This window comes from Streptomyces sp. NPDC020490, assembly GCF_044335305.1.
Lineage (GTDB): Bacteria > Actinomycetota > Actinomycetes > Streptomycetales > Streptomycetaceae > Streptomyces.
This window is the reverse complement of the sequence record NZ_JBIRUY010000032.1, coordinates 1-16206: the sequence shown is the minus strand read 5'-3', so window position 1 is coordinate 16206 and position 16206 is coordinate 1. Positions and strand designations below refer to the sequence as shown.

Annotated in this window: 12 protein-coding genes; 10 read left to right on the top strand and 2 right to left on the bottom strand. The window is 72.7% G+C overall.

What is annotated here, in order from left to right; all coding sequences use genetic code 11:
- Nucleotides 1–122 precede the first annotated feature (122 nt).
- The gene (locus ACH4ZX_RS28850; RefSeq protein WP_398278814.1) at nt 123–2360 is read right to left on the bottom strand and encodes a peptidoglycan recognition protein; all 2238 of its coding nucleotides are present in this window, start codon (nt 2358–2360) and stop codon (nt 123–125) included.
- A gap of 316 nt (nt 2361–2676) precedes the next feature.
- Here ACH4ZX_RS28850 and ACH4ZX_RS28845 point away from each other — a divergent pair, with 316 nt between their 5' ends.
- From ACH4ZX_RS28845 to ACH4ZX_RS28825, 5 genes are all read left to right on the top strand, one after another.
- Nucleotides 2677–3108 (top strand): hypothetical protein, encoded by a 432-nt coding sequence (locus ACH4ZX_RS28845; RefSeq protein ID WP_398278812.1) that lies wholly within the window; start codon nt 2677–2679, stop codon nt 3106–3108.
- A 158-nt stretch (nt 3109–3266) separates the two neighbouring features.
- A complete protein-coding gene (locus ACH4ZX_RS28840) occupies nt 3267–3884 on the top strand; it encodes an RNA polymerase sigma factor (RefSeq protein ID WP_398279051.1) in 618 nt (205 codons plus the stop codon).
- A gap of 87 nt (nt 3885–3971) precedes the next feature.
- Nucleotides 3972–4871 carry a hypothetical protein gene (locus tag ACH4ZX_RS28835; RefSeq protein ID WP_398278810.1) on the top strand — a complete coding sequence of 300 codons (900 nt, stop codon included), beginning with the start codon at nt 3972–3974 and terminating at the stop codon, nt 4869–4871.
- A gap of 349 nt (nt 4872–5220) precedes the next feature.
- Complete coding sequence (locus tag ACH4ZX_RS28830) at nt 5221–5883, top strand: RNA polymerase sigma factor (RefSeq protein ID WP_398278808.1); 663 nt, start codon at nt 5221–5223, stop codon at nt 5881–5883.
- Complete coding sequence (locus ACH4ZX_RS28825; RefSeq protein WP_398278805.1) at nt 5883–6986, top strand: hypothetical protein; 1104 nt, start codon at nt 5883–5885, stop codon at nt 6984–6986. Before ACH4ZX_RS28830 ends, ACH4ZX_RS28825 begins: the two co-directional genes overlap by 1 nt.
- Nucleotides 6987–7210: 224 nt before the next feature.
- Here the strand turns inward: ACH4ZX_RS28825 and ACH4ZX_RS28820 are convergent, their stop codons facing one another.
- Nucleotides 7211–8086, bottom strand: coding sequence for a L,D-transpeptidase family protein (locus ACH4ZX_RS28820; protein WP_398278802.1), 876 nt, complete (start codon nt 8084–8086; stop codon nt 7211–7213).
- Nucleotides 8087–8270: 184 nt separating this feature from the next.
- Here ACH4ZX_RS28820 and ACH4ZX_RS28815 point away from each other — a divergent pair, with 184 nt between their 5' ends.
- The 5 genes from ACH4ZX_RS28815 (at nt 8271) to ACH4ZX_RS28795 (ending at nt 16048) form a co-directional block, all read left to right on the top strand.
- Complete coding sequence (locus ACH4ZX_RS28815; RefSeq protein WP_398278799.1) at nt 8271–9851, top strand: methylmalonyl-CoA mutase; 1581 nt, start codon at nt 8271–8273, stop codon at nt 9849–9851.
- A 48-nt stretch (nt 9852–9899) separates the two neighbouring features.
- Nucleotides 9900–10550 carry a leucine efflux protein LeuE gene (gene leuE / locus ACH4ZX_RS28810; RefSeq protein WP_398278796.1) on the top strand — a complete coding sequence of 217 codons (651 nt, stop codon included), beginning with the start codon at nt 9900–9902 and terminating at the stop codon, nt 10548–10550.
- A gap of 248 nt (nt 10551–10798) precedes the next feature.
- Nucleotides 10799–12268 carry a glycosyltransferase family 29 protein gene (locus tag ACH4ZX_RS28805; RefSeq protein WP_398278793.1) on the top strand — a complete coding sequence of 490 codons (1470 nt, stop codon included), beginning with the start codon at nt 10799–10801 and terminating at the stop codon, nt 12266–12268.
- Entirely contained in the window at nt 12265–14598 is a 2334-nt protein-coding gene (locus ACH4ZX_RS28800; RefSeq protein WP_398278790.1) for a glycosyltransferase, read from the top strand. The genes ACH4ZX_RS28805 and ACH4ZX_RS28800 overlap by 4 nt, the downstream gene beginning before the upstream one ends.
- 424 nt (nt 14599–15022) lie before the next feature.
- Entirely contained in the window at nt 15023–16048 is a 1026-nt protein-coding gene (locus ACH4ZX_RS28795; protein WP_398278787.1) for an RNA-guided endonuclease InsQ/TnpB family protein, read from the top strand.
- Nucleotides 16049–16206: the final 158 nt, after the last annotated feature.

The following is a 16206-nucleotide window of genomic DNA, read 5'->3' as shown; positions in this document are numbered from 1 at the left end:
GGGGGGGGGGGCGCGCCGCGCCCCCCCCCCCGGCCGCCCCCCCCCGCCGCCCCCGCCCCCCCCGCCCCCCCCCCCCCCCCCCCCCCCCCCCCCCCCGGCCCGGTGGACCGGCGGGCGGACGGCTACTTGACGTAGACCAGGCCGTCCGTGGTGATCGTGGGCCGGCCGCTCGTGCCGACGACCACGATCTTCACCGTGTGCTGGGCGCTGCCGGACCAGGTCTTGGTCCAGATCGCCTGACGGTACAGCGTGGTCGACGACTTCAGGTCGACCGTCGCGGTCCTGACGCCGTCGACGTAGACGTACGCCTGACCGGAGCTCGACGCCCGGGAGACCACCCAGGAGGCGGAGCGGCCGGTGAAGGTCCAGCTCAGGCTCGCGCCCGTGGAACCGCTGGAGTACGACTTGCCGCCGAGGTAGCTGGTGGAGGAACGGGCCGTCCAGCTGCCGGACTTGACCGCGGAGGTCTCCTGGAGGATCACCGGCGTGTAGGAGGGCGAGGACGTGCGGTAGTTGCCGGCGTAGTCGTACGCCCGCATCTGCCACGTCGTGGCGGTGCCGGACGGGGCCGTGCGCTGGGAGCTCGTGGTCGTCGGGCCGTAGGTGACGGTCGTCGGCGACAGCAGCTTCACGGACTTCAGCGCGGTGTTGTCGGTGGCCTTCGAGCCGAGGGTGACCGGGACGGCGCTCGTGTTGACGGTGCCGGTGCGCAGCGAGATCTTCGGGGTCGTCGTGAACGCCGGCGCGGTGGTCTCCGCCACGACGTTCAGCGCGGCCGAGGTGGTGGCCCTGCCGGACTGGTGCACGGCGCGCACGGCGACGGTGTGGCCGCCCAGCGGGAGCGTGGCGCTCGCGGACGTGGCCGTGCCGGCGACGGAGGTGACGGCCTTGCCGTCGACCAGCAGCTCGAACCCGGAGATCAGCGAGCCCGGCGTGCTGGTGGACCAGTGGGCGGTCACGGCGCCCTTGGTGTAGTACGTCGAGCCGGACAGGCCCGCGCCGGACAGCGAGGTGACCTTCAGGCCCTGCACCGGGCCGGACGCCCAGGCGCGGACGGTCGGCAGCTGCGCGTACAGCGAGCCGCCGGGGCACTGGGTGTTGTAGCCGTCGCGGTGGCCGGAGATCCGCTTGAAGGTGTACGAGCTGCCCGCGGTGAAGCTGGTGCCGGAGTAGTTCGTCTGGCTCGCGCCCGCCTTCAGCTGCACGGTCGTGGCGGGGTCGGCGCCGTACTGGCCGAGCTTCCAGGCCGCGACGCGGGCGATCGAGGCCAGGGCCGCGTCGGTGGCGCCGGTGGTGGTGTGGTCGCCGAGCACCGCGATGCCCGCGGACTCCCGGTTCCAGCCGTAGGTGTGCGCGCCGAGCACCGGCAGGTCGACGCCGCCCTTGCGGCCTTCGAAGACGGTGCCGCACTTGTCGACCAGGAAGTTGTAGCCGATGTCGTTCCAGCCGTTGGTCTGCGTGTGGTACGCGTAGATGCCCCGCACGATGGCCGCCGAATCGGAGCACGCGTAGTCGTTGGCGCCGTCGGTGTGGTGGACGAAGACGGCCTTCACGTCGGCGTTGTACTCCGACGGGTCGGGGCTGAGCGACTCGTCGGCGCCCCAGTCGGCGCGCGGGACGATCGGCGGCTCGGGCACGGTGGAGGGCGGCGCGGTGGGCGCGGTGCTCGACGGGCTCGCGGACGAAGACGCGGACGGCGACGCCGAGTCGGACGCCGACGCCGAGTCGGACGGGGCGGCGCTGTCCGTGGGGGCGGCACTGTCCGTCGGAGCGGCGCTGTCGGTGGGCGCGGCGCTGTCGGTGGGCGCGGCGCTGTCGGTGGGTGTCCCGGCCGCCACGAACGCGGCCGGCTCGGCGGCCTTCGCCTCGGCGTCCGTCACCACCCCGGGGTCGACGAGGCTGACCTCGAGCCCCTTGGGCAGAGCGGAGCCGGCGGAGCCGTCCCGGTGGACGACCCGCACCTGCACGCCGTCGGAGGGGCCGACCCACAGCGGCTCGGACGCGCCGCGCGCACGGGCCCGCGCCCGCGGGTCCTCCAGCGGGTCGGCGTCCGTCTCCAGGTCCTGCCAGGCACTCCACTCGCCGGTCCCCAGGGCGCGGGTGCGCACCTGGGCCGTGCCGTGCAGCCGCTTGCCGGCGTCCGCCCAGGAGACGCCGAGCATCGAGAACTGCTCGGTCCGCGTGCGCGGCAGCTCCTCCCCGCCCGCGGTGGCCCTCAGCGGCAGGTCGTGGACGCTCACCGGCCGCTTGGCCCGCCCCGCGGCCCCGCCGTCGCCGCCCGGGCTGGCGACGGCGTAGGTGACCACGCCCCCGCCGCCCAGGAGCACCGCGCCGAGCGTCAGCCACGCCCGTCGTTTCATGCTCAGCGGTCTGTACGCACGCGTCCCGCGAGGACTCACTTGTCCCACCCTTGGAAGGAAACCGGTTCGAAAAACTCAACTGCCCCACCCGTCACGACAGGTGGCACCTACACACAGCGCAGCGTCCAGGGCGAACGTCACTGCACGGCCGCGGAGCCCGGGGTGACGCACGAGCGGCGGAAAGGTTGTGCGCGGGCTGTGGATCCGCCGTGTGTCGATCGACACGCGGCGAGCCCGTGATGCTCACGGCGGGCGATCCGCTGGTTCAGGGGGAGGGGTGCAGCCCCTCCCGCGAGCCGAGCCAGTTGGGGGTTCCATGACCGATGTGGACGAGCGCGTGCCGTGCGCGGACGAGATGCGGTCGTGTGCGGCGTCTCTCGTCGCGCGCGTGACCGCCCGCAGCCGGCTGCCGCTGGACTATTCCGAAGGCAGCCTGCGGGTCGTCGACTTCCTGATCGACGGACTGCGCAAGGGCGGCGCCGACCCGGAGCGGGCCCACGACACCCTCCTCGGGCTCGGCGCGTACGTCGGCGAGGTGCTCGTGCGCCGCGCGGGCGCGCACTGGGTGGACTTCGACGACCGGCAGCGCGCCTGGTCCGGACAGCCGGTCGGGGTGCGGATGGCCGACGGACGGGTGTGGAACCCGCTCGGCAAGGTCCGCAACCGGTTCGAGACGGGCAGCCCGGAGGAGTCCCTCCAGCTGTTCTATCTGAGGCTGCACGGCCGTACGCGCAGAGCCGCCGCCTGAGCATGGACCGCCGCCTCGACACGCCCGGGGCTTCTGACGAGCTGTGACACTTGTGTGACCCAGGACGCTGAGGACCGTGGAGGCGTGCGCACGGCCGGCCGTGTGCACGACGCGGGTTCCGACGGGCCCGTTTCGCACCCGTACGAACGAGGACAGTGTTGGGCCAGGGAGGGGAACCCCGCCGCGCGCAGGTGTACGACGGGGAGCTGGGCGAGGCCGTTGCGCGGGCCAAGGAGGGCGACGAAGCCGCCTTCGCCGTCGCGTACCGACTCGTCCAGCCGGGACTGCTCGGCTATCTCCGGGGGATCGTCGGCGACGACGCCGAGGACGTGGCCTCCGACGCCTGGCTGGAGATAGCCCGCGACCTCGGGCGGTTCAAGGGCGACGGCGCGGGCTTCCGCGGCTGGACGGCGACCATAGCCCGGCACCGGGCGCTGGACCATCTGCGCCGGCAGAAGGTGCGGCCCCGGTCCTCGGCGCTCGAACAGGACGTGCTGGAGCTGCCCGGCCGGCAGAACACCCACGAGCAGGCCCTGGAGGCGCTGTCCACCGAGCGCGCCCTGGAGCTGGTCCGCAGCCTGCCCCGCGACCAGGCCGAGGCCGTGCTGCTGAGGGTCGTCGTCGGCCTGGACGGCCCCGCCGCGGCCCGTGTCCTCGGCAAGCGCCCCGGCGCCGTGCGCACCGCCGCGCACCGGGGGCTGAAGGGGCTCGCCCGCCGGCTCGGCGTCCCGGGTGTGACAAATGGGGACCCCCGGACGCTGGGGGAGTCGAAATGAACGGCAGCGGCGGCACGGACGCCGCGGGCGGTGCGGGCGGCGGCGAGCGCCGGACCCGCGACGGGTCTGACAGGGATGGATACGGACATGGGTGAACGGCAGGGCGACGGCAGTACCTCCGGCCGTCGGCGTGTGCGCCCCGGCGGTCCCGTGTCCGGTCCCGTGTCCGGCCCCCTGTCCGGTCCCGTGTCCGGCCCCGAGGGCGCGGCGGAGAGCGCGGCGCTGGAGCTGCTGCTCGCCGCGGCGATACGCCCGGACTCCGTCGACGCCGAGGCCGAGCAGCGGGCGGTGGCCGCCTTCCGGGCCGCCCGGGAGGCCGGGGCGCACCGGACGCGGACCCGCCGCCGGGACGACTGGCGCCCGCGCGAGCACGGGCGGGCGCGCCGCTCGCTGAAGGCCACCCTGGCGCTGTTCCTGGCCGGGCTGACGGTCAGCGGCGTCGCCGTCGCGGCCATCGGCACCGCCGGGTCGTCGGACGACGCCCGCGGCACCGGGCGGCCGCGTCCGTCGGCCGGCGCCCCGACGGCGTCGGCCGCCCCCTCGTCCGCGGCCGGCTCCCGCACGCCGGGCGCCTCCGCCGCCGCGGACCGCCCGGGGACCGCGCAGGACACCGAGGCCCACTGCCTGGCGTACGAGTCGGTCGACGGCCGGGGCAAGACGCTGGAGGCGACGGTCTGGCAGCGGCTGATCGAGGCCGCGGGCGGCGAGGAGAAGGTCGCCGGGTACTGCACCCGGCAGCTGGCGGGGAGCACGCCGACGGGGGCCGCGAGCAACCCGGGCAGGGCCGGTGTCACCGGCAGGCCGAGCGCACCGGGTGCCGCCACCACTCCCGCCGCCGCCGCGACTCCGGGCGTCCCCGCGAGCCCGGGTTCCCCCGCGAGTCCCGGTTCCGCAGCCACCGCCGGTTCCGCAGCCACCGCGGGGGCGCCGACCGGCGCGGGCGACGGCAACGGCAAGTCGGGCGGGGACAACGGCAACAGCGGCTGAGGGGAACGGCAACAGTGGCTGAGGGGAACGGCAACGGCCGCTGAGGACGTCGCCGTGCGGGGGTGAGGATCCGGATGAGCGAGGGCCCGAAGAGTCCCGCACGACAACGGCCGGGGCCGCCACCCCCCACAGGAGAGGCCCCGGCCGTCGCGCGGTACGGGCCGCGCGGCGGCCCGTACTCCCTACAGCGCCCCGGGTGCGTTTTCTGTCACACCCCGTCGCGTCACAAGAGCGTTGCAGCTCGTCCGGACATGGACGAGGAGCGGTTTCAGGTCGTAACGTGCCTTTCGCGCCGGGCGCGGAGGGGGATCGCCGCCACCATCGGCCGACCATCGACTGAGGAACACGGGTGCTGGGGGACGACGCGGAGCTGACCGCCGCGGTGCTTGCGGCACAGGACGGGAGCGAGACCGCGTTCCGGACTGTGTACCGGGCGGTGCACCCACGGCTGCTCGGATACGTACGGACACTGGTCGGCGATCCGGACGCCGAGGACGTCGCCTCCGAGGCGTGGCTGCAGATCGCCCGCGACCTGGGACGCTTCGAGGGGGACGCGGACCGCTTCCGCGGCTGGGCCGCCCGCATCGCCCGCAACCGCGCGCTGGACCACATCCGTATGCGCGGCCGCCGTCCCGCCATCGGCGGCGACGAGACGGAGCTGACGGGCCGGGCCGCCGAGTCCGACACCGCGGGCGAGGCCATCGAGGCGCTGGCCACCGACCGCACCCTCTCCCTCATCGCCCGGCTGCCGCAGGACCAGGCCGAGGCCGTCGTGCTGCGCGTGGTCGTGGGCCTCGACGCGAAGACCGCCGCGGAGACGCTGGGCAAGCGTCCGGGCGCCGTGCGCACCGCGGCGCACCGCGGTCTCAAGCGCCTCGCCGAACTCATCGGCGCCGATCCGGAATCGGCGGGCGCGCTCGACGCGCTGCCCGCCCAGCGAGAACCGAGCGGCCGCGCGGTGACGTCCGCGGCTGTGACGCAGATGCGCGCGCGGACGCAGAAGGACATGTGATGGCCGACGAGCAGTACAGGTGGCTGGACCGCGAGACAGCGGAGCTCCTGCTGACCGGGCAATCCCTCGAAACTGTCGACCCCACCGCCCGTGACCAGGCGGAACGACTCGCCAAGGCGCTCGGGTCACTGAGCGCGGAACCCGTCGCCGAAGGTGCCGGACTCCCGGGCGAGAGCGCGGCGCTGGCCGCCTTCCGCGCGGCGCGGGCCGACGCCTCGGCCGGGAGTTCCGCCGTCGGCGACGACGCCGACGCCTCGTCCTCGGACGCCGGCCTGGTCCGCATCGGCCGCCCGAGCGGAATCGGCAGGCGCCGCCGCTGGAACCGCCCGGTCCGCCTCGGGCTGTCCGCCGCGCTGACCGCCGTCGTGGTCGGCGGAGTCGCGGTGGCGGCCACGAGCGGCGTCCTGCCCAAACCCTTCGGCGGAGCCGAACCCCGTCCGGGCGCATCGGTCGCCGGGACGCCGGACGGCCCGCTCGGATCGCCGTCCACCGGCTTACCGCACGGCGAGCCCACGCCCGGCGGCTCCTCCGCCGGCGCCACCGGACCGGCGGACCCGCACGGCACCCCGGGCGCCGGGGCCTCGGACGAGGCCGGTTCCGGCGGGGGCGGCTGGTGGGGCGGCGCCCTGTCGGCCTGCCGTGCCGTGCGCGACGGCAGGGAACTGGGCCCCGGCCGCAGACGGGCCCTGGAGCAGGCGGCGGGCGGCTCCGGCACGGCCCGCGTGTGGAAGTACTGCCAGGGCATCCTCTCCGGGACCGGGACCGGGACCGGGACCGGGACCGGAACCGGCGACGGCACCGGAACCGGGACGGGCACCGCGGAAGACAACAGCGACGCCAACGGCACGGACAAGGGCACGGGCGGCGGCAACGGCAACGGCAACAACGGTAAGAGCAACGGCAACGGCAACGGCAAGGGGAACGGGAACGGGAACGGCGCCGGGAACGGCAAGGGCAACGGCAACGGCAAGGGCGGCCAGGACGACGACGAGGGTGACGACGACCAGGGCGACGGCGCCCCCCGTATGGCCCCCGGCGGGAAGGGCACCCCGGCGTCCACATCGCCCGCACCGTCACCGAGCCCCACGTACAGCGCCCTCTGACCTTCGCCCGTCCGGGTGACCTGGCCTTTCGCGGGGCCGGGAAAATTCCTCGCCCGGGGTGTGACGTTTTCGGCCGCGCCGGCGCAGTAACGAGTGAGCCGACTGGTCATCGGCTTTCTGCACAGAGCCGGGGTTCCCCCCGTACCCACGGCTTGTGCGCATCGGCGCGGGCGGGACACGTTCCCCCGGTCCCGTCCGCGCCCCGAACTTCCCCTCCCGGGGCGTCACCGGAACACGACGACCTCGTCGCCGTACCGGACCTGTGCGTACAGGCCGGCGATCGCCGCCTCGTCCCGGACGTTGACGCAGCCGTGCGAGGCGCCGGCGTAGCCGTGGGCCGCGAAGTCGTACGAGAAGTGCACGGCCTGCCCGCCGCTGAAGAACATCGCGTACGGCATGGACGAGTCGTAGAGCGTCGACCAGTGGTGGCGCGACTTCCAGTACACGTGGAACACGCCCTCCCGGGTGGGTGTGCCGCGCGAGCCGAAGCGGACCGGCATCGTCGAGACGGTGCGCCCGTCGATCATCCAGCGCAGGGTGCGGGTCGTCTTGTCGATGCACAGGACCCGCCCGGTCAGGCAGCGCGGATCGGGCGCGCCGGCGGGCTGGCCGCCCATCAGGTACAGCTCCCACTTCCCCGGCTCGTGCGTCATGCGCAGCAGCCGCTGCCAGGTGACGGCGTCCGTCCGCCCCGTCCGCGGCAGCCCGCGCTTGCCCTGGAAGCCCTGGACCGCCCGCTCCGTCAGGTCGTCGTACGTCCCCGTGGGGCCGTCGAACAGCCAGTCCACCTGGCGCAGCCGGGCCTGGAGTTCGCGTACGCCGGGGCCCGTGTCGCCGCGCGACCACAGGACGGTGCCGCCGCCGGCGGGGGAGGAGTCCTGCGTGCCGCCGGACGAGGCGGCGGGGGGAGCGCTGCTCGGCAGTTGGATGCGCACCGGTGAGCGGCCCGTGCCGTCCGCGCCCTGCACGGTGCAGCCGGACACCCCGGCCAGGGCGGCCAGAGCGGCCAGGGCCGCCGTCGTGGCGATCGCTCTCACCGTGCCCGCAGTACGCACCGCGCCCCCAGCCGTCTCACCGATGTGCTCGCGTGCCCCTTTCATGCTGCCCGCAGGTGACGGGCCGCGAACGGCGGGGCATTGTTGTGACCGGGACCGCATACACCCTGTGAGGAAGGTCCCAGGGTGCGCCCCTGCACCCGGTGCACGGCCGACGCTACAGTCCGTCCGAGGGTCGGTCTGAACTGGCGTAACTGGCGAGTAACTGCTGAGCGGGAGGCAACACACCATGGCGCGCGAGTCGGAGTCCGGACTGCCCATCGAGCCGGTGTACGGGCCGGAGGCCCTGGCGTGCTGGGACCCGGAGCAGAAGCTGGGCGAGCCGGGGAAGTACCCGTTCACCCGTGGCGTGTACCCGTCGATGTACACCGGCCGTCCGTGGACGATGCGCCAGTACGCCGGTTTCGGCACGGCGACGGAGTCGAACGCGCGTTACAAGCAGCTGATCGCCAACGGCACGATGGGTCTTTCGGTCGCCTTCGACCTGCCCACGCAGATGGGCCACGACTCCGACGCGCCGATCGCGCACGGCGAGGTCGGCAAGGTCGGCGTGGCCATCGACTCGATCGACGACATGCGGGTGCTGTTCGGCGGGATCCCGCTGGACAAGGTCTCCACGTCGATGACGATCAACGCGCCCGCCGCGCTGCTGCTCCTGCTGTACCAACTGGTCGCCGAGGAGCAGGGCGTCGCCGCCGACCAGCTCACCGGCACGATCCAGAACGACGTGCTGAAGGAGTACATCGCGCGGGGCACGTACATCTTCCCGCCCAAGCCGTCGCTGCGTCTGATCGCGGACATCTTCAAGTACTGCAAGGCCGAGATCCCGAAGTGGAACACGATCTCGATCTCGGGTTACCACATGGCGGAGGCGGGCGCGTCCCCGGCGCAGGAGATCGCGTTCACCCTCGCCGACGGCATCGAGTACGTCCGTACGGCGGTCGCGGCGGGCATGGACGTCGACGACTTCGCGCCCCGCCTGTCGTTCTTCTTCGTGGCCCGGACGACGATCCTGGAGGAGGTCGCGAAGTTCCGCGCCGCGCGCCGGATCTGGGCGCGGGTGATGCGGGACGAGTTCGGCGCGAAGAACCCCAAGTCGCTGATGCTGCGGTTCCACACGCAGACGGCCGGGGTGCAGCTGACGGCGCAGCAGCCGGAGGTGAACCTGGTCCGCGTCGCGGTGCAGGGTCTGGCGGCGGTGCTGGGCGGCACCCAGTCGCTGCACACCAACTCCTTCGACGAGGCGATCGCGCTGCCGACGGACAAGTCCGCGCGCCTCGCCCTGCGCACCCAGCAGGTCCTCGCCTACGAGACGGACGTGACGGCGACCGTCGACCCGTTCGCCGGGTCGTACGTCATCGAGAAGATGACCGACGACGTCGAGGCGGCGGCGCTGGAGCTGATGAAGAAGGTCGAGGACCTCGGCGGCGCGGTGACGGCCATCGAGCACGGCTTCCAGAAGAACGAGATCGAGCGCAGCGCCTACCGCATCGCCCAGGAGACCGACTCCGGCGAGCGGGTCGTGGTCGGCGTCAACCGCTTCCAGCTCGACGAGGAGGAGCCGTACGAGCCGCTGCGCGTCGACCCCGCCATCGAGGCCCAGCAGGCCGAGCGTCTCGCCAGGCTGCGCGCCGAACGCGACCAGGCCGCGGTGGACTCGGCGCTGGCGGCCCTGAAGAAGGCCGCCGAGGGCGAGGACAACGTCCTCTACCCGATGAAGGACGCCCTGCGCGCCCGCGCCACGGTCGGCGAGGTCTGCAACGCCCTGCGCGACATCTGGGGCACGTACGTCCCGTCCGACGCGTTCTGACCGGCTCCCCCGGAGGGGGTGTCGTACCCGCGTGCGACACTCCTTTCCATGTTCGGCGTCATCGATCTGCCCACCTACCTGGCCGGCCTCGTGCTCATCGTGCTGTTGCCCGGGCCCAACTCGCTGTACGTGCTGTCCGTGGCCGCCCGGCGTGGGGTGCGGGCCGGGTACGGGGCGGCGGCCGGGGTGTGGTGCGGGGACGCCGTGCTGATGACGCTGTCCGCCGCCGGCGTCGCCTCGCTGCTGCAGGCGAACGCCGTGCTGTTCGGCATCGTGAAGTACGCCGGCGCCGGATATCTGACCTGGCTCGCGGCCGGCATGATGCGGGCCGCCTGGGGGATGTGGCGCACGCGGCGGGAGAAGGCCGTGCACGAGGACGCCGGCGCGACGGTCACCGACGAGCGGCCCTACCGCCGTGCCCTCGTCATCAGCCTCTTCAACCCCAAGGCGATCCTGTTCTTCGTCGCCTTCTTCGTGCAGTTCGTCGACCCGGGCTACGCCTACCCCGCCCTGTCCTTCGTCGTCCTCGGCGTCTTCGCGCAGCTCGCGAGCGTGCTCTACCTCAGCGCGCTGATATTCGGCGGCACCCGGCTGGCCGCCGCCTTCCGCCGCCGCAAGCGGCTCGCGGCGACGGCGACCTCGGCGGCCGGGGCGCTGTTCCTGGGCTTCGCGGTGAAGCTGTCGCTGGCGAGCGTCTGACCACCGGCCGGGTCCGAGCCGTGACCTCGGGCCTCGAGCCGCGCCAAGTACCCGCGCCCTGAAGGGTTTTCGGGACCGCGCCGGACGCGGACCCGGGCCGCGGACCAACGATTCTCCCCCCGGCCCCGGCGGGTTCACCTGAACGTCGTTTTCGCTTCCTAATTTGACCCGGCATCCCCCCGCGCCGCGGTGAACCCCGGCGGGTGAGGCACGTTCACAGCTTGGTTCGGCACATACCCAGGAGCGCCATGACGAGGGTCCACAACAGACGGGCACGCGCACGCGGAGGGGAGCTGGACGACTGCCTGCGCGCCTGCGCCGTGCACAGCGGCAAACTCGTCGGCAGCATCGACCGCCGCCGCGTCGAACTCGCCGAACAACTGCGCAAGCTGCTCGTCGTGTGGGGCACCACCGCCACCACGGCCGCCGCGCCCGCCCCGGCCGGCGGCGCCACCGCGCTGCTCAAGCGTGCCGTCAAGGGCGCCGCGGCCCCCGCCTCCGCCGGCCTCGGCAACGAACTGCTCGACGCCCTGCTCGCCGTGGCCAACAAGGCGCTGGAGTGCGGCTACGACGACGAGCTGAACCTCGCCCTGGTCATCAGCGACACCGTGCTCGCCCAGCGCAAGAACTCCCGCGCCGGCTGGCGGCTGCGCGCCCGCCTCCTGGAGGCCCTCGGCGACGAGACGGAGGCGCTGGAGGCGTACGAGAAGTACCTCTCCCTCACCGACGACGACGGCTTCGGCGTCCGCAACCGCATCGCCGGCCTGCGCCTGGCCGGCGAGAAGGAGCGCGAACTGCTCGCGCTGCTCGGCCGCCAGGTCCCGCGCGCCGCGGAGTTCACCCGCCGCCCGGCCACCGAGGTGTGGGCCGAGGGCCTGGCCGCGCACGCCGTCGGCGACTGGGCCGAGGCCGAGCCCCGGCTGGTGGGAGCGCTCCTCACGCTGGCCGCCGAGGAGGCCCCGGTCGCCGACCGGCAGGACCTGCTCAGCCAGTACCTCGACCTGCGCACCGCGGTCCCCGGCGTCGACCTGCCCGCGCTCACCGACGCCCTCGCCCTCTACGCCGAGCAGCGCCGCAGCCGCATGCGCGGCCCGGTCGCCGACCCGGCCGTCGGCGGCGTGCAGTGGATCAGCCTCGGCGAGTTCCGCAACCTGATCACCGGCAAGTCCATCTGCCTGATCGCCAACTCCGGCCGCGTCGGCACCAGTTCGATGGGCGCCGAGATCGACTCCTACGACCTCGTGGTGCGCTTCAACTCGTACAAGATCGACCCGAAGCACACCGGCAGCCGCACCGACATCCACGCCACCATCCACAAGCACGGCTTCAACTGGGACCAGCAGGTCACCACCCGCCTGGTCTTCGGCGGCATCTCCGGCGACTGGAAGCACTCGCTGCGCAACCGCCTGGTGCCCGGCGCCCAGACCTACCTCGGCGACGAGTCGCTGCGCTGGCCCCTGCGCAACATCGGCAAGCTCGGCGCCGACGCCTGGTCGGGCATCCCGACCACCGGCTTCAACATGCTGTGGCTGCTGGACTTCCTGGACGTCAGCCCCCGGCTCGACCTGATCGGCTTCGACTTCTACGAGAGCGGCGCCTACCGCGTGCCGGAGGCGATGAAGCTGGCCATCACGTCCGTGCACGAATACACCAGCGAGAAGGAATGGGTCATGCAGCGGGCCCAGAGCGTGACCGACATGAGGATATCCCTGCGATGACCACGACCTCCCTGACCGCGCCCGCCGCCGGCCCGGCCCCCGCGACCGACGCCTCCGCGCTCACCGGCAAGCGCCGCATCGCCTTCGCCTCCTACGTCGACGAGAACTACCTGCCCGGCTTCCTCGTCCTGCTGCGCAGCCTCGCCCTGTCCAACCCGGGCGTCTGCGAGGACTTCGTCGTCCTCTACGACGACCTGCGCCCCGGCTCCGTCGCCAAGATCCGCGACCTGCACCCGCGCATCGTCCTCAAGCGCGTCGACGCCGACCACTACGACTCGTACAAGAAGGGCGACCAGGACAACTACCTGGTCCGCAAGGCGTACTTCATCCTCGACGTCTTCCGGCTGCGCGAGTACGACACCGTCATCACCCTCGACACCGACATGGTCGTCCTTGGCGACCTGAGCGAACTGCTCAGGCTGCGCGAGGGACTCGCGGCCGTGCCGCAGTTCTTCTACGGACAGCACAAGCTGAACTCCGGCCTGCTGGTCATCCAGCGCGAGTACCTCAGCGACGAGTTCTGCGCGAAGCTCGACCGGTGCGGGCGCAGCGGCGACTACGAGCTCGACAAGCACGACCAGGGCATCCTCAACGCCGTCCTGGACGGCGACTTCGTCCGCCTCGACCCCCGCTACAACTTCGTCAAGCGGCGGCTGTCCGGCGATCTGCCGGTCCCCGAGGACACCGCGATCCTGCACTTCACCGGCCGTCACAAGCCGTGGCAGGGCGGCGAGGCCGGCTACAGCCAGGCCGAGGACCGCTGGCGCGAGTTCGACCTGTCCGACGCCGACTTCCACGCCGCCTACCTGGCCTCCTCCGGCGGCCTCCACCACGACCTGCTCGTCCACTACGGCACCCCGCACGTCGCCCGCACCGGCGACGCCGAGGTCGCCCGCAAGGTCGCCGCCGCGCACATCGCCTCCGGCGACTACCAGGACGCCGTCGACATCCTGAGCGGCGTCCGCGTCCCGCTCGACGAGGCGTGGCCGCACGAGGTCCTCGGCCACGCCCTGATGAGCGTCTCGCGCTACGCGGAGGCCAAGGCGCAGCTGCTGCTGGCCACCGCCGCCCCCAACCGGGCCGCGACCGCCTACGCCCGCCTCGCGCAGATCGCGTGGGTGCACGGCGACAACGCCGAGGCGCTGAAGCACGCCACGGCCGGCCTGTCCGTCGACCCCACCCACCGCTCCAGCCGCCTGTGGGCGCAGCGCGCGTCCTCCGTGCCGGCCCAGGAACTCGGCGCTCCCGAGGACCAGTTGGCGCACGTCGCGTTCTACATGGACCGGCAGGGCAACGCGGGCGACAAGCTGCTGCCGGAGAGCGTCCGCCTCGCCTTCGGGCCGGACACCACCTCCCGCCGCTGGCACTCCGTCCACGCCCACCGCCTGTTCGACGAGGCGGCCCTGGAACGCGTCAACGCCCGCCGCGGCCTGGTCATCGGCGGCGGCGGCCTGTTCATCCCGGACACCATGCCCAACGGCAACAGCGCCTGGCAGTGGAACGTCCCGGACGAGCTGCTGGACCGCATCGAGGTGCCGATCTCGGTGTTCGCGGTCGGCTTCAACGCCTTCGACGGCCAGTCCTACCGGGCCGGCCGGTTCCGTCAGTCGCTGCGGCTGCTCGTCGAGCGGTCCTCCTTCTTCGGGCTGCGCAACCACGGCTCGATCGAGAAGGTCCGGGCCATGCTCCCGGACCACCTCAAGGGCAAGGTGCGCTTCCAGCCCTGCCCGACGACGGTCACCCGGCAGCTCGTGCCGGGCTGGCAGGACCCCGCCCGCCGCGACGACACCATCCTGATCAACGCCGCCTACGACCGCGCGGGCCTGCGCTTCGGCCACGACTACGGCTACTTCCTGGCCCAGATGGCGCAGGCCGTCCGGGACCTGGGCGAACTCGCCGAGGTGCGGTGCGTCGCGCACTCGCTCGACGACGAGAAGATCGCCTTCGACCTGCGCCGCGAGCACGGCATCTCACTGCCGGTCATCCCGATGTACGACTTCGAGAACAAGGAGATCCTCGACCTCTACGCCCGCACCAAGCTGGTCATCGGCATGCGCGGGCACGCCGGAATGATCCCGTTCGGCTGCGGCACGCCCATCATCAGCCTGATCTCGCACCCGAAGATGGCGTACTTCCTCAACGACATCGAGCGGCCCGAGTGGGGCGTCTCCGTGCACGACCGCCACCTCGCCGCCCGCCTGGTGGAGCGCTCCCGGGAGCTGCTCGCCGACCACGCGAAGACCGTGGCCGACGTGCACGGCCGCCAGCAGGAGCTGTGGAAGGTCACCGAGGCGAACGCCGCCGACCTGCGGGTCATCCTGGGCGGCTGACCGTGGCGACGGCCCTCGCCGACGACGTGGCCGTACGGACCGGGAAGGCCGGCCGCCGCGCACCCCTGTGGTGGGCGGCGGCCGGCCTTCCCCGCCGCGGTGCCGCTCGGGCTCGCGGTGATGAAGTACTCCACCGCCGCGACGGCCGCGATCGGCGTGCTGTTCGTGTACGCCGTCGACCGGGGCCGCGCCGTACGGCTCGCCTTGGCCGGGCCGTGCGGCGGTGGCCCGTGCCAGGTCGCACGCGAAGTCCGTACACACCGACCACGTGAATTTCTCCGTGCGCGCCAGACGGGCATCGGCGAACACCTTGTGCCGAAACCTGGTCACGAAGATCACGTGGACATGCGGCACGAAAGTACGCTGCCGGCCAGTTCTGATCTCCTGCATCCAACTGATCACCTGAGTACGTAGGGTGACGGTCGTGCAGCTCAGGTACAGCTTCCTGTACCCGGACACCGGTCAGCAGAGGTCGTTGGGGAAGGCCGGGGAGCTGTCCACGCGATTGATCACCGAGGCCGAGCGGACAGCGGAACGGTGCCGGCTGGGCGAGGTCTCCGCGGTGGTGCTCCAGCAGTCCCTGCGGGACTCGGTCACCGTAGTCAAGGACGCGGCCGGCCGGTACTTCGCCTCCTTCGTCATCGACACAGACCCCGCCGCCGACCGGGCACGGATGCCGGAGACCGACCGCACCGTCGGCATCGACCTCGGCCTCACGCACTTTGCGGTCCTGTCCGACGGCACGAAGATCGACTCTCCGCGCTTCCTGCGGCGCGCGGAGAAGAAACTGAAGAAGGCCCGGCGGGAGCTGTCCCGCAAGCAGAAGGGATCCAAGAACCGTGCCAGGGCCTGCCTGAAGGCCGCCCGCGCTCACGCGAAGGTGGCCGACGCGCGCCGGGAGTTCCACCACCAGCTCTCCACGAGGCTGATCCGCGACCAAGCGGTCGCCGTGGAGGACCTGGCAGTGGGCGGCCTGGCTCGCACCCGGCTGGCCAGGTGTGTGCACGACGCGGGCTGGTCGCAGTTCGTGGGCATGCTGGAGTACAGGGCGAAGCGGTACGGACGGACCTTCGTGAAGATCGACAGGTTCGAGCCCACCAGCCAGGTGTGCTCCACCTGCGGCCACCGCGACGGACCCGAAGCCCTGCACGTGAAGGTATGGACCTGCGCCGCCTGCGGCACCGTCCACGACCGGGACATCAACGCCGCGATCAACGTGAGGACGGCCGCCGGCCCTGTGGCACCGCATCGAGGCGGTGTGCGACTGCCCGCCCGGGGGCGAGGCGGAGCGGGTGGTGTCGTGCACCCGCAGGGAGACCGCGCAACCGGCGGGAAGCCCGGGGCGCATCCCGGCGGCCTGCCGATCGGGGGAGCACTTCCCACGAAGGGGTGGGCAGCGGTCCGAGCGCGCGTCGAGGCGGCCGTAACGAGCAATAGTAACCATGTGTGAGTGACAAGTCACGCAACGTCGCGGGCTGTGTCGCGGAGCACTTCTTCCCCACTCCCCGAGCGTTAGCCTGCGCGTTTCACTTGGGGGCGTGTCCGGATCATGAGCGGCAAAGCGAAAGTGCCTTCTGACCTGGGACGATAGGGCTTGTCTAAGGCTTC

What these genes read in the sequence shown, in the direction of transcription:
- ACH4ZX_RS28850 (WP_398278814.1), bottom strand. Translation starts at nt 2,360, where the DNA reads ATGAAACGACGGGCGTGGCTGACGCTCGGCGCGGTGCTCCTGGGCGGC.
- ACH4ZX_RS28845 (WP_398278812.1), top strand. Translation starts at nt 2,677, where the DNA reads ATGACCGATGTGGACGAGCGCGTGCCGTGCGCGGACGAGATGCGGTCG.
- ACH4ZX_RS28835 (WP_398278810.1), top strand. Translation starts at nt 3,972, where the DNA reads ATGGGTGAACGGCAGGGCGACGGCAGTACCTCCGGCCGTCGGCGTGTG.
- ACH4ZX_RS28825 (WP_398278805.1), top strand. Translation starts at nt 5,883, where the DNA reads ATGGCCGACGAGCAGTACAGGTGGCTGGACCGCGAGACAGCGGAGCTC.
- ACH4ZX_RS28820 (WP_398278802.1), bottom strand. Translation starts at nt 8,086, where the DNA reads ATGAAAGGGGCACGCGAGCACATCGGTGAGACGGCTGGGGGCGCGGTG.
- ACH4ZX_RS28815 (WP_398278799.1), top strand. Translation starts at nt 8,271, where the DNA reads ATGGCGCGCGAGTCGGAGTCCGGACTGCCCATCGAGCCGGTGTACGGG.
- leuE (WP_398278796.1), top strand. Translation starts at nt 9,900, where the DNA reads ATGTTCGGCGTCATCGATCTGCCCACCTACCTGGCCGGCCTCGTGCTC.
- ACH4ZX_RS28805 (WP_398278793.1), top strand. Translation starts at nt 10,799, where the DNA reads ATGACGAGGGTCCACAACAGACGGGCACGCGCACGCGGAGGGGAGCTG.
- ACH4ZX_RS28800 (WP_398278790.1), top strand. Translation starts at nt 12,265, where the DNA reads ATGACCACGACCTCCCTGACCGCGCCCGCCGCCGGCCCGGCCCCCGCG.